This window comes from Xanthomonas cassavae CFBP 4642, from assembly GCF_000454545.1.
In the GTDB taxonomy this organism is placed as follows: Bacteria; Pseudomonadota; Gammaproteobacteria; order Xanthomonadales; family Xanthomonadaceae; genus Xanthomonas; species Xanthomonas cassavae.
In genome coordinates this window covers 1,739,854-1,752,433 of the sequence record NZ_CM002139.1, presented here as the reverse complement: position 1 = coordinate 1,752,433, position 12,580 = coordinate 1,739,854, and the positions used below count along the sequence as shown (strand labels likewise).

Sequence of the window (12,580 nt, the reverse complement as noted above, 5' to 3'; positions counted from 1 at the left end):
ACTCCGCGTCGCCGAAGGTCAGTTGCATCGTCATCGTCCTGGTGCCTCTGTGCGATTGTCGCAGGATCAGGGGGAGTTGTTCAGAGTTTCCCTAGGCGTAAAGCAGTGTCACCCGTAATGGCTCGATGGCCTGTAATGATCTGGCTGATGCGATTGCCTGGCACTTTCAACTGACGACCAAGTTCGGCCGCACTTAGGTCAAGCGCCTCCAGCCGCTCGGCTAAATGCTGACCTGGATGAATTGCCGTGCGTCCCATACTGCACCCTCAGCGATAGCCCACGATCTCAAACATTGCTAGGTGCTTGAACGTCCGTCCTGCCGGGCTCTATCAGGCGAACTCATACGCGATATGTCAAGCGTATTCATTCAAGCTCATTGATGCAATAACTGCAGGGCGCCCCGGCCAAGAGACATGGCCGATCGCGCTGTCGTGCTTCGCATCGAGCCGCCTACGGCGTCTCGCCCCCTTCGGGCTTCCATCGTTCCCTCGCTCCGCTCGGCTGACGCCTTCGGCCCGGCTTCCAGCTTCGGGCCCGCGCGCTTCGCTTGCGTGCGGTCGGCACACAGGGATGGCCGTTGCCTTGTCCAGCCGTCTCCCCTGACTTCATCACCTTACCCGCGACCGTAGCCCGCTCCCGTGTGCCGTCAAGGTGCGCAGGGCCGTGTCCTCGGCTGCGCCTGCGGGCCGCACCAACCCTGCGCTTGTCTCCTCGACGGCCCGCGTCCGCGCGCTCCTTTGGCCGCGGACGATGAACTCAGGAAAGACGGTGGCAACAGGGCCAACCGGCTTCCTCGTGCCGACCGTACCGAAGAGCCGAAAGGCTGGGCTCCGAATCTAGGAATCCGGTGTGCGGTTTGAACAGCAAACCTTTTCGTCAGGAAAAATGCCACGCAACTCGCATCCCGATTCGCTTCCCGTTCCCGTCGCTGCGCAGCAATTACCCGCTGTCCAACGATCAAATCGCCTTCCATCTTCGCGGACGCGCCGCACGAAAGCCGTTCCGAGCGGTACGCCTATATCCCGACCGCCGCAGTGCTGGCGGAACTGCGCAAGGAAGGGTTTGAACCCTTCATGGCAGCACAGACCCGCGTGTGCCGCGACGACCGCCGCGACTACCCCAAACACATGCTGCGCCTGCGCCACGCCAGCCAGATCAAGGCGCGGAGGCTAAGGAAATCGTGCTACTGAACTCGCATGACGGCACGAGCAGCTATCAGATGCTGGCCGGAATGTTCCGGTTCGTGTGCAGCAATGGCCTTGTTTGCGGCGACACCGTGGCCGATGTGCGAGTGCCCCACAAAGGCGACGTGGCCGGTTCCGTCATCGAAGGCGCTTACGAAGTCTTGCGCGGCTTCGACCGCGTGCAGGAATCCCGCGATGCCATGCGCGCCATCACCTCGAACGATGGCGAATCCGATGCGTTCGCCCGCGCCGCGCTGGCCCTCAAGTACGACGACCCCGACAAGCCCGCACCCAATCACGGAATCGCAAATCTTGATGCCGCGCCGCTTTGATGGCCGCCGCCCGGACTTGTGGAGCGTGTTCAACCGCACGCAAGAGAACCTGACCCAAGGCGGCCTGCGCGGGCGCAGCGCCAACGGACGCTGCCAGCAAACCCGCCCGGTGCAGGGCATCGACCAAAAAAAATCCGCCTTAACCGTGCGCTTTGGCTGCTGGCCGATGGCATGCGCCAGTTGAAAGCCTGAATCCCCACGCGGCAGGGGCAGACAGAGCCCTTGCCGCTTCTCTCGCTGCTGCATCCCTAACCGGAACGAGTTATTACCATGAACGCCGTTACCCAAATCGAAACCCGCGCCATCGAAACCGCCGCGCCGCTGGAAGTGGCCAACCCGACCAAGAACCTGATTTTGGTTTCGCTCTCGCAGTTGCTGCCGCGCCGCTCCAAGCGCAACGCACGCAAGACCCCGCGCCTGTCCATTCCCGAACTGGCCGCGAGCATCGCCCACATCGGTCTGGTGCAAAACCTCGTCGTCATCCTGTCCGCCAATGGCGAGCCGCGCGAATTGGCGGTGTTCGAGCCGAGCCAGAATGACGATGGAAGTGGCCGCAGCATCATCGGCCGAGTGGCCGCGAAGGGGCTTGCCGATGAGCTGCACGACCGGGGCTATCTGGTCATCGACGGCGTGGACGGCAAAGCCCACTACGTCGCGTTGAACGCCCACGACGAGCTGGCGAACTACCCCTTGGGCGCGGTGGTGGAAGTGAAGGGTTCGGTCGACGTGCGCGCCCCCGACAAGAACATCGCCGCGCTTGCGAGCGATGGCCTGTACTGCGCAGATCACCACCTGTCCATCGAACAGGGCCGGGTCACGCCCGGACACGACCCGCAGGGAGTCGTCGCCGCCCATGGAGGCCCTGCGCCGGGCGAGCATCGTAGAGCGCGTGGCCGAAGGGCTATGGAAGGTGCCGGACGACCTGGCCGAGCGTGGCCGCCAGTACGACGCGCAGCGGCTGGGTGGTGTAGCCGTAGAGCTGAAATCGCACCTACCCATCGAGCGGCAGGCCCTCGTCATCGGGGCCACTTGGCTCGACCAGCAACTGATCGGCGGCTGCCCGGGGCTGGGAGACCTGGGCTTTGGTGGCGACGCCAAGCAGGCCATGCAGCAGCGTGCGGACTTCCTTGAAGAGCAGGGGCTGGCCGAGCGACGCGGGCAGCGCGTGATCCTCGCACGCAACCTGCTGGGCACACTGCGCAACCGGGAACTGGCGCAGGGCGCTAAAGACATTGCCGCCGAAACCGGCCTGAAGCATCGCCCCATCACGGACGGGCAGCGCGTGGCTGGCATCTACCGGCACTCTGTCATGCTCGCCAGCGGACGTTACGCGATGTTTGATGACGGCATGGGATTCAGCCTGGTGCCCTGGCGGCCGATGATCGAACAACGGCTGGGGCAGCAGCTTGCCGCGACGGCGCGCGGTGGCGGAGTGTCGTGGGAGATCGGGCGGCAACGTGGGCCGTCCTTATGATGGAAGGCCGGATTGATCGTTCAGGCCACCTCGCGACGCTATCCTCCTCGTCGCTGATTGAAAGGCGGCATCTTCCTGAGTTGCTCCAGCACCCAGGCCGCGCGGGCCGATAGCGGCCATTCCGCCCGGTGGATCAGCCAGAGCGTATCGACCACCGGCTTGCCACACTCGATCACCCGGATGGCATCGGCCTGCGCGAAGGCCTGGCGCGCGTGTCGTGGAATCACGGTGAAACCCAGGCCACGGGCGACCGGTTCGAGGATCAGCGCGATCTGATTGCTGAAGCCGTGGCAGGGCATGTTGCGGATTCCGGGGTTACCCGGAAAGTGGCGCACCAGCAGGCGGGTGGCCATCGCTTGGCCGTCAGGATGGTCGATGAAGCCCAGCCGCTCCAGATCCTCCCACCCCTCCACGGCCGCACTGGCCGGCACGACGAGTTCCAACGGCTCCTCGATGAACGACGTTGCGACCAGACGCGGGTCGTCCGGCTTGAGCGTGACCAGGCCCAGTTCGTATTGCTTGCTCAGCACCGAATCGCGGGTTTCAGGATCGGGCGCGAAGCGATGACGGATGACCAACCCCGGATGGGCCTGCTGCAAGGTCAGCAGCAGCGGATAGAGGGCGAGCCCCAGGCTGCCGGGCGTGATCAAGCTGATTTCCCCGCTGCGCGCATTTGCATCGGACAGGCGCAGCTTCAGGCGTTTGTCGGCCAACTCGATCTCGTTGCAGTAGTCCAGCAACGCCATGCCTGCGGGCGTCGGTTCGATCTGCCGGGGACGGCGGATCAACAACAGGCCGAGTTCGCTCTCCAGATGACGCACATGCTGGCTGACCGCGGCTTGGGTCAAACCCAGCCGATCCGCCGCGCGCGTGAAGCCCCCCGTTTCGACCAGGGCAACAAAGGAGCGCAGCCAGTGCGAGTTAGTCATAACAAACTTTTACCTGATTAGCCCCATCCCTCAGCCATGGAAGTTGCTTGCCATACGCAAAACGCGTTCTGGGCAAGGTGTGCAGCGCAGCAGCGCCGTCGCCANTGCACGATGTTGATGCCCATCTCCCACCTGCGTTGTATTCACGTGGGACCATTGTCCAACCGACTCGTCGCAAATCCTGCAACTGCCGGCTGAGCGATGGGGCTAATCAGGAACTTTTATTGAATCAATAAGGATTCATTAGATCAAACATTGGTCGTATCCGCCTACGCTGGAGATTGTTTTTTGCCAAGAGGCTATCGCCATGTCCCTGACATACCCCCGCAGTTTTTCGCACATCGGCCTGTCGGTGACCGACCTGGACGCCGCCGTCAGGTTCTATACCGAGGTCATGGGCTGGTACCTGGTCATGCCGCCGACCACCATCAGCGAGGACGCCAGCCCCATCGGGGTGATGTGCACCGACGCGTTCGGCGCCGGCTGGGGCTCGTTCCGCATCGCCCATTTGTCCACCGGCGACCGCATCGGCGTGGAAATCTTCCAGTTCCCCAATGCCGAAAAACCGGCCAACAACTTTGAATACTGGAAGACCGGCGTATTCCACTTCTGCGTGCAGGATCCGGACGTCGAGGGACTGGCCGCGAAGATCGTGGCCGCCGGCGGCAAGCAGCGCATGCCGGTGCGCGAGTATTTTCCGGGCGAAAAGCCGTACCGCATGGTTTACATGGAAGACCCGTTCGGCAACATCCTGGAAATCTATAGCCACAGCTATGAGCTGACCTATTCGGCCGGCGCCTACCAGTAAGTGGAGGAGGCTCGCATGCACAACGGATCCCTGTCCTCTCTGCCCGCTCACTACCGCGTCTGGCGCTGGCAGGGCAGCGCCGAACCGCTGGAACTGGCGCTGGAGCAGGTGCCGCTGCAACCGCCGGCGGCCGCTGAGGTGCTAGTGCGCAATGCCGTGATCGGACTGAACCCGGTGGATTGGAAGGCGCTCGGCGGCGGGCTGGTCGAATGGCAGCCGGGCCATATCCCTGGCGTCGATGGCGCCGGTGAGGTGGTGGCCGTCGGTGAAAGCGTGCCCGTCGAATGGCTCGGCCACCGCGTGGCCTACCACACCAGCCTGCACCGCCATGGCAGTTTCGCCGAATACGCGCCGGTGGCTGCGCGTGCGCTGATGCGGCTGCCCGACAGGCTGGACTTCGAGGTGGCCGCCAGCATTCCGTGCCCGGCGCTCACCGCTTGGCTGGCGATCGAAAAGGTGCCGGTGCAGCCCGGACAATCGCTGCTGGTCAGCGGCGCCGGCGGTGCGGTCGGGCAGTACCTGGTGCAACTGGCCTCGGCCCGCGGTTTTGCGGTCAGCGCGATGGCCCATGCCCGTCACCACGAACGGCTGCGCGCGCTGGGCGCGGGCGAATGCCCGGCCGGGCCGCTGGCCGATGGACACGCCTGGGACGGCGGCCGGCGTTTCCATGCAGTGATCGATGCCGTCAGTGGCGATCATGCCCAACGCATGGCCGCGGCGCTGCGGTCCAACGGCCACCTGGTGTGCATCCAGGATCGTGTGCCCGGATGGCCGTGCCCCCCATTCGACCTGACCCTGTCGATGCACGAGGTGGCTTTAGGTGCGTTGCATGTGCACGGCGACGATACGGCCTGGCAGCACCTGACCGCCGCCGGAGAACGGATGCTGTACGAGATCGCCAAGGGACGCCTGCACGCGGAGGCGCGCGTGCTCCGCGGCTTCGACGAGCTGGCCCAGTTGCTGGAAGACCTGCGCCACCGGAACTTCTCCGGCAAAGCCCTGGTGCAGGTTCGCTGACGCCTACAGAGAAGGACAGACCCATGGATGCCCGGATCGTCGAAGTGCTGGAGCTGTACCACGCCCGGATGCGCGAGGAGCGCGGCCAACCCCGGGTCGAGCCTCCTGGTGGACGCGACGGTGGACAGGATCAGCGCATGCGTGCCATCGGGACGGAGACCGGCCAACTGCTCAGCATCCAGGCCGCACGCCTCGACGCGCCGAACATCCTGGAACTGGGCACCTCCGTCGGCTACTCGGTCATCTGGCTGGCCGAGGCGGCACGTGCCAGCGGCGGGCGGCTGGTGACGATGGAATTGCACGGCTACAAGTCGGCCCATGCGCGGGTGATGTCCGAACAGGCCGGTCTGGCCGCGTACGTGGACTTCAAGGTCGGCGATGCGGTGCGGATGATCGGCGAACTGCCCGGCTAGCTCGACTTCGTCTTTGTCGATCTCTGGAAGGATCTGTACGTGCTGTGCCTGGAGGCGTTCTATCCCAAGCTCAATCCCGGCGCGATCATCGTTGCCGACAACATGATCCGCCCCGGCAGCGAGTACGTGCGGGCCTACTGTCGCGCGATCCGCGCCAAACCCGGCATCAAAAGCGTCCTGCTGCCAGTGGGCACCGGCATCGAGGTCAGCCGGTACTAACCATGCTGACGCGCCGGGTTATCGCTGTTTTCGTTTCCCGCTTCGTACCGATCGGCCGCCCGCACAAACAAGGACTCCCATCCATGCCCAGTCTTCCGAAACGCAACCGCTCTTCGCCCGCCGCACTGACGCTGATCGCGCTCGTCACGGCCCTGGCGTTCGGACTTCAAGGCTGCACCCGTCCGCCGGTCACGGCCAACGCCGATGCGCCGGCGGCCAACGCCGCCCGGCCCCAGGTGGGCCCCGCCGCGCTCGGCGTGGTCACGGCCAAGGCCGCCTGCGCCGATCTGGCCGGCTTCGACCTGACTGCCATCGGCGGAGCGGGCAGCCGCATCACCGCCGCCGTCGAGACCACCAACCGGTCCGGCACGTCGATCTGCGCGGTCGAAGGCACGCTCGCTCCGGCGATCCACTTCGCCGTGCAGCTGCCGACCAAAAGCTGGACCCAGCGCTACCTGCAAATCGGTTGTGGCGGCCTGTGCGGCAGCATCGCCGGCAACGTCGGCGCCGCCGACGGCTGCGCGCCGTTGAACAGCGGCGGCTTCGTGCTGGCGGCCACCGACATGGGCCACCAGGATCAGGACGGTTCATTCGGCCAGGACCCGGCCAAGCGCGCCGATTTCGCCCACCGCGCCCAGCACCTGACCGCGGTCGCCGCCAAGGCGCTGATCCAGGCGTTCTACGGGCAGCCGCAAAAGTACGCCTATTTCACCGGCTGCTCGGACGGTGGCCGCGAGGCGCTGATCGAGGCGCAGCGCTACCCGGACGACTTCGACGGCATCATCGCCGGTGCCGGTGCGCTGAACTTCATGGCGCAGAACGCCGTCTTCCATGCTTGGCAGGCCCGCGCCAACACCGGCGTCGACGGCAAGCCGATCCTGTTGGCCGACCGCCTGCCGATGCTGCACCAGGGCGCGCTCGACGCCTGCGACACGCTTGACGGTCTGAAAGACGGACTGATCGCCAACCCGCTAGCGTGCCGCTTCGACCCGGCGACGGTGCAATGCCCGGCCGGTGCGGCGGATACCGCAGCTTGCCTGACAGCGGCCGAGGTGGAGGTGGCACGCAAGTTCTACGACGGCCCGCGCGATGCCGCGACCGGCAAGGCGCTGACCGCCGGCGGGCCGCAGCCCGGCTCGGAACTAGCCTGGGCCGGCGTCTACGTGCCGCAGTCGGCCAGCGACACGATCTTCAGCGAAAAGGTCAGCCTGCCGGTGCTGCGCAACATGGCCTTCGAGACCGATCCGCCGGCCGGCTTCACCCTGGCCGACATGCGTTTCGACCTGGCCACCTTCGATCGGCTGCGCGCGCGCCACCGCCTGTTCGACGCCACCAATCCCGATCTGTCGGCCTTCGCCGGCAGGGGCGGCAAGCTGATCGTCTGGCACGGTTGGTCCGATCCGCACATCTCGCCGCTCAACAGCATCGCCTACTACACGGCCGTGCGGCAGTTGATGGGCGCCGAACGCACCGACAGCTTCGCGCGCCTGTACGTCCTGCCTGGCATGTACCACTGCAGCAACGGCGAAGGGCCACACCAGATCGACCTACTGACACCGATGATGGCCTGGGTCGAGGGCAGTGCGGCGCTGGATGCGATCAAAGCGCGCCAGCCGGCGCAGGCCGCCGCCAGCGATTTCGGCGCGCCGCGTGGCGCGAGTGGCCGCCCTGGCGGCATGGGCCAGCGCCCGGCCATGACGCCCGGTGCACAGGCCGCCGCGCTCGGCCCGACGGCCGCCGCGGCAACTGCGGTCGAGCACAGTCGCCCGGTCTATCCGTGGCCCCATGTCGCAGCCTGGGATGGCAAGGGCGACCAGAACCAGGCGTCGAGCTTCGTGCGTGGCCCGGCCATCGACTTCGCCATGCCCGACTGGGCCGGAGCCGATTTCTTCGACCCCTACGAACCCGCGGCGCAATAGCGCCATCTTTACCACCACCAACCCAGAGGCGCACATGACTCGACTCACCGCCAAGGACTTCCACTCCGAGCTACTGGAGCTGTACGACGGCTACGTGCACGGGCGCCTGAGCCGGCGCGACTTCCTCGACCGCGCGGCGAAGTTCGCCGTCGGCGGCCTCACCGTTGTCGCGATCCTGACCTCGCTGAGTCCGGACTACGCGCTGGCGCAGCAGATCGCCTTCACCGATCCGGACATCCACGCAGAGTACATCCGCTATCCCTCGCCGAACGGTCACGGCGAGGTGCGCGGCTACCAGGTGCGTCCGGCCAAAGCCTCCGGTCGGGTGCCCGGCGTCGTCGTGGTGCACGAGAATCGCGGCCTGAATCCCTACATCGAGGACGTGGCGCGTCGCGTGGCCAAGGCCGGCTTCGTCGCGCTGGCGCCCGACGGCCTGAGTTCGGTCGGCGGCTATCCGGGCAACGACGAGGAAGGCCGGCGGCTGCAGCAGCAGGTCGATCCGCAGAAGCTGATGAATGACCTCTTCTCCGCTATCGAGTACCTGCAGGCCAGCGAGCTGACCACCGACAAGATCGGCGTCACCGGCTTCTGCTACGGCGGCGGTGTCTCCAACGCGGCGGCCGTGGCTTATCCGGAACTGGCCGCGGCGGTGCCGTTCTACGGCCGCCAGGCCAAGCCGGAGGACGTACCGCGCATCAAGGCGCCGCTGCTGCTGCATTTCGCCGCGACCGACCCGAACGTCAACGCCACCTGGCCAGCCTACGAGGCGGCGTTGAAGGCGGCGGGCAAGACCTATGAAGCCCATGTTTATCCCGGCACCAACCACGGATTCCACAACGACTCCACGCCACGCTACGACGAGGCCGCCGCCAAGCTCGCCTGGGATCGCACCCTGGCCTGGTTCCGGCGCTACCTGAGCTGAGTAGTGCAATGAGCTGCCCTGATATCAGATGGTGTGATATTGAAAATAGAAATATAGGATTGGATTTATTTCTTGACGCGCGCGACCATAACGGTGGTGCCGAAAGGCTTTCCAGGCCCGCGTGCCTGCGGTGCTGCCGGCAGGGCGGCACCGAGCCGCACCGGCCTTACTCAACGATTCCAGGAGTGTTTCCATGACCATGAACGCCATCATCTGGCCCGAAGGCTACGTCCCGGGCTTCACCGAGAACTTCGTCTCCAACGAGGTCATCGTCGCCGGCCTGAGCGCCGCCGAGGCGTGGCCACTGCTGGCCGAACCGGCCAAGTGGCCGACCTACTACGCCAACTCGGCCAACGTGCGCTTTTACGACGGCAAGGGGCCGCTGCTGGCCGACGGCAACCGCTTCTATTTCGAGACCTTCGGCTTCCCGGTCGAGGCGCAGTGCAACGAATACGTCGCCCCGGCGGCCGGACAGCCCGGTCGCGTGGCCTGGCATGGCTGGTCGGGCGAAGTCGATGCCGACGACCGCTTGGACGTACACCATGCCTGGCTGGTCGAGGATCTCGACGGCGGCCGCGTGCGCATCCTCACCCAGGAAACCCAGAAGGGCAAACCGGCTGCCGAACTGCATGCCGCCAAGCCCAACCCTATGATCAACGGGCATCAGGACTGGCTGGACGGACTGGTCGAAGCGGCGCGCAAAGCCAAGGCGCAGTGATGCATATCAGCCGCCCCGCAAGGGCGGCTTTTGCGGTTTTCAATTGCGGGAGATCCTTCCCATGAGCACCACCATCAAGATCCTGATGATCCTCACCTCCCAGGCCACTACGGGCGACGACCCGCGGCCTACCGGGGTGTGGTTCGAAGAACTGTCTACGCCGTACTACGCCTTCGTCGATGCGGGCGCGCAGGTGGACATTGCCTCCATCGTTGGCGGCAAGATTCCGATCGACCCGCACTCGCTGGAGGCCGAAGGCAAGAATCCGCCCAGCGTCGAGCGCTTCCTCAAGGACGCCGCGGCGATGCAGAAGATCGAGGCCTCGATGAAGATCGACGGCCTGTCCACCGAAGGCTACTCAGCGGTGTTTCTGCCCGGCGGCCACGGCACCATGTGGGACCTGCCCAAGAGCACCAAGCTGGCCAACCTGTTGTCTGACGCCTGGGCCAACGGCAAGGTCGTCTCGGCGGTCTGCCACGGCCCGGCCGGACTCGTGAACGTCAGGGACACCAACGGCCAGCGGCTGGTCTCCGGCCGCCGCGTGGCCGCCTTCACCGACAGCAAAGAAGCGGCCGCCGGCCTGACCGACAAGGTGCCGTTCCTGCTGGAGGCCCGCATCCGCGGGCTGGGCGCCAAATACGAGAGCGGCCCGGACTTCCAGCCCTTCGCGGTGCGTGACGGCAAGCTCGCCACCGGGCAGAACCCAGCCTTGTCCGAGGATGTCGCGCGTCTGGTGCTGGAAGCCGTCCACGAGGCGCGCTAACCCTACCCCACCGTCATTGCCGGCGCCACCCCTGGCGGCGCCAAGCCATCGCCTGCGTCCGCCTGACGGTTCGCGGGCTGGTCTGTTTTATCCATCCACCATCTTCGAGGTCCGTCATGTCCGCACTGTTCACGCCGTTCAAACTAAAGGACGTCACCCTTCGCAACCGCATCGCGATCCCGCCGATGTGCCAGTACCAGGCCCACGAGGGCTACGTGAACGAATGGCATCTGGCGCACTACACCGGCATGGCTCGCGGCGGCGCCGGACTGGTGATCGTCGAAGCCACCGGCGTCTCGCCGGAAGGCCGCATCACCCCAGGCTGCACCGGCCTGTGGGAAGACGGGCAGATCGAGGGCATGGCGCGCATCGCCTCAGCCATCAAGGCGGCCGGAGCGGTGCCCGGCATCCAGATCGGCCATGCCGGCCGCAAGGCCAGCGCCAACAAGCCGTGGGAAGGCGACGACCACATCGCCGACGGCGACCGCCGCGGCTGGCCGACCCTCGCGCCCTCGGCGATCGCCTTCGGCGGCGGTCTGCCGAAGGTGCCGCAGGCCATGTCCCCGGACGACATCGCCCGGGTCAAGGCCGATTTCATCGAGGCGGCCAAGCGTGCGCTGTTGTCCGGCTTCCAGTGGCTGGAACTGCACTTCGCGCACGGCTACCTCGCGCAAAGCTTCTTCTCGCCCATCGCCAACCAGCGCACCGACCAGTACGGCGGCAGCGCAGACAATCGCGGCCGCTTCTTGCTGGAGACGATGCAGGCCGTGCGCGAGGTGTGGCCGGAGCACCTGCCGCTGACCGCGCGCTTCGGCGTGGTCGAGTACGACGGGCATGACGACAGCTTCTATCCCGAGGCGGTCGAGCTGGTGCGCAAGATGCGCGACGGCGGCCTGGATCTGATCGACGCCAGCATCGGCTTCTCCACCATCAACGGCAAAACCCCGTGGGGGCCAGGCTTCTTCGTGCCGGTCGCCGGCCGCGTCAAGCAGGATACGCAGATGCCGGTGGCCGCGGGCTGGTGCATCGACGACCCGAAGATGGCCGAGAAGGCCGTGGCCGAGGGTCAGATGGATTTGGTGCTGATCGCCCGCGCGCACCTGGCCAATCCGCACTATGCCTACCAGATCGCTGTGGAGCTGGGCGAGGAAAAGCCGGCTGGCGTGCTGCCAGTGTCCTACGGCTACTGGCTGTCGCGCTACTGCGGCCCGGGCAAGGGCGCGGCGCAGTGATGCGTCGCCGCCAGCGTGGAGCCGGCGGCAAGGCAGCACGATGGTGGGCTGCCTTGCTGCTGGCCTGCCTGCCGGTGCTTGCCGTGGCGGCGGAACTGCCACCGCGGCGGCTGCTGGTGATCTCTAAGACCGAGCAGGCACTGCAACTGCGCGACCCGGACAGCTTCGCGTTGCTGGCCAGCGCCCCGCTCGGGCCCGATCCGCACGAAATCGCGGTATCGACGGACGGGCGCACCGCATACGTGTCCAATCCCGGCTATGGCGCCTTCCATCGCATCGACGTGATTGACCTGCAAACCGGCCGGGCGAAGGCGCCGATCGACACCACGCCGCTGTTCGGCCCGCACGGGCTGGCCTTTGTGCAGGATCGCCTGTGGTTCACTGCCCAGGGCTCCAAGGCCATCGGGCATCTCGATCCACAGGCGCGCGCTATCGACTGGATCATGGGCACCGGCCAGGACACCACCCACCTGCTGCATGTGGCGCCCGACGGCCAGCGCGCCTATGCCACCAACTCGGGCTCCGGCACGGTCAGCCTGTTCGAGCGGCGCCTGATGCCGCCGAGCATGCCGCCGACCGGCGTGCTGCCGGCCGCTGCCAAGCCGCGGATGGACTGAGTGCACACGATAGTGCCCAGCGGGCCGGGCACC

Annotated in this window: 12 protein-coding genes and 3 pseudogenes; 12 read left to right on the top strand and 3 right to left on the bottom strand. The window is 66.2% G+C overall.

Going from position 1 to position 12,580, the window contains the following annotated elements:
- Nucleotides 1-80: 80 nt before the first annotated feature.
- On the bottom strand, nt 81-257 hold the full coding sequence (locus tag XCSCFBP4642_RS30715; protein WP_084624435.1) for a HigA family addiction module antitoxin: 177 nt from the start codon (nt 255-257) through the stop codon (nt 81-83).
- 636 nt (nt 258-893) lie between these two features.
- On the opposite strand from XCSCFBP4642_RS30715, the pseudogene XCSCFBP4642_RS24305 reads away from it, so the two are divergent.
- Nucleotides 894-1,708: pseudogene (locus XCSCFBP4642_RS24305) on the top strand (DUF932 domain-containing protein); the annotation flags it as partial.
- 78 nt (nt 1,709-1,786) lie between these two features.
- Nucleotides 1,787-2,990 (top strand): annotated as a pseudogene (locus tag XCSCFBP4642_RS24300) (DUF3363 domain-containing protein).
- A 38-nt stretch (nt 2,991-3,028) separates the two neighbouring features.
- On the opposite strand, the gene XCSCFBP4642_RS0107850 reads toward XCSCFBP4642_RS24300, so the two are convergent.
- Both XCSCFBP4642_RS0107850 and XCSCFBP4642_RS30710 read right to left on the bottom strand, forming a co-directional pair.
- Entirely contained in the window at nt 3,029-3,736 is a 708-nt protein-coding gene (locus XCSCFBP4642_RS0107850; protein WP_228325851.1) for a LysR family transcriptional regulator substrate-binding protein, read from the bottom strand.
- A 60-nt stretch (nt 3,737-3,796) separates the two neighbouring features.
- Nucleotides 3,797-3,919 (bottom strand): annotated as a pseudogene (locus tag XCSCFBP4642_RS30710) (helix-turn-helix domain-containing protein); the annotation flags it as partial.
- Nucleotides 3,920-4,226: 307 nt separating this feature from the next.
- Between XCSCFBP4642_RS30710 and XCSCFBP4642_RS0107845 the strand changes: the two are divergent.
- The 10 genes from XCSCFBP4642_RS0107845 (at nt 4,227) to XCSCFBP4642_RS25810 (ending at nt 12,547) form a co-directional block, all read left to right on the top strand.
- Nucleotides 4,227-4,727: a lactoylglutathione lyase family protein gene (locus XCSCFBP4642_RS0107845; RefSeq protein ID WP_033898149.1), complete on the top strand. Its 501-nt coding sequence runs from the start codon at nt 4,227-4,229 to the stop codon at nt 4,725-4,727.
- A 15-nt stretch (nt 4,728-4,742) separates the two neighbouring features.
- Nucleotides 4,743-5,744: a zinc-binding dehydrogenase gene (locus tag XCSCFBP4642_RS0107840; RefSeq protein ID WP_033898147.1), complete on the top strand. Its 1,002-nt coding sequence runs from the start codon at nt 4,743-4,745 to the stop codon at nt 5,742-5,744.
- Between the two features lie 23 nt (nt 5,745-5,767).
- Complete coding sequence (locus tag XCSCFBP4642_RS29630) at nt 5,768-6,157, top strand: O-methyltransferase (protein WP_200859739.1); 390 nt, start codon at nt 5,768-5,770, stop codon at nt 6,155-6,157.
- A gap of 39 nt (nt 6,158-6,196) precedes the next feature.
- Nucleotides 6,197-6,376 carry an O-methyltransferase gene (locus XCSCFBP4642_RS29625; protein WP_200859738.1) on the top strand — a complete coding sequence of 60 codons (180 nt, stop codon included), beginning with the start codon at nt 6,197-6,199 and terminating at the stop codon, nt 6,374-6,376.
- 83 nt (nt 6,377-6,459) lie between these two features.
- Nucleotides 6,460-8,295 carry a tannase/feruloyl esterase family alpha/beta hydrolase gene (locus XCSCFBP4642_RS0107830; protein WP_029219301.1) on the top strand — a complete coding sequence of 612 codons (1,836 nt, stop codon included), beginning with the start codon at nt 6,460-6,462 and terminating at the stop codon, nt 8,293-8,295.
- A gap of 34 nt (nt 8,296-8,329) precedes the next feature.
- The gene (yghX, locus tag XCSCFBP4642_RS0107825) at nt 8,330-9,217 is read left to right on the top strand and encodes a YghX family hydrolase (protein ID WP_029219300.1); all 888 of its coding nucleotides are present in this window, start codon (nt 8,330-8,332) and stop codon (nt 9,215-9,217) included.
- Between the two features lie 193 nt (nt 9,218-9,410).
- A complete protein-coding gene (locus tag XCSCFBP4642_RS0107820) occupies nt 9,411-9,935 on the top strand; it encodes an SRPBCC family protein (RefSeq protein ID WP_200859737.1) in 525 nt (174 codons plus the stop codon).
- A 61-nt stretch (nt 9,936-9,996) separates the two neighbouring features.
- Nucleotides 9,997-10,698 (top strand): type 1 glutamine amidotransferase domain-containing protein, encoded by a 702-nt coding sequence (locus tag XCSCFBP4642_RS0107815; RefSeq protein ID WP_029219298.1) that lies wholly within the window; start codon nt 9,997-9,999, stop codon nt 10,696-10,698.
- A 116-nt stretch (nt 10,699-10,814) separates the two neighbouring features.
- Nucleotides 10,815-11,930 (top strand): NADH:flavin oxidoreductase/NADH oxidase, encoded by a 1,116-nt coding sequence (locus XCSCFBP4642_RS0107810; protein ID WP_029219297.1) that lies wholly within the window; start codon nt 10,815-10,817, stop codon nt 11,928-11,930.
- Nucleotides 11,930-12,547, top strand: coding sequence for a YncE family protein (locus tag XCSCFBP4642_RS25810; protein WP_053329533.1), 618 nt, complete (start codon nt 11,930-11,932; stop codon nt 12,545-12,547). The genes XCSCFBP4642_RS0107810 and XCSCFBP4642_RS25810 overlap by 1 nt, the downstream gene beginning before the upstream one ends.
- The last annotated feature ends 33 nt before the right edge of the window (nt 12,548-12,580 follow it).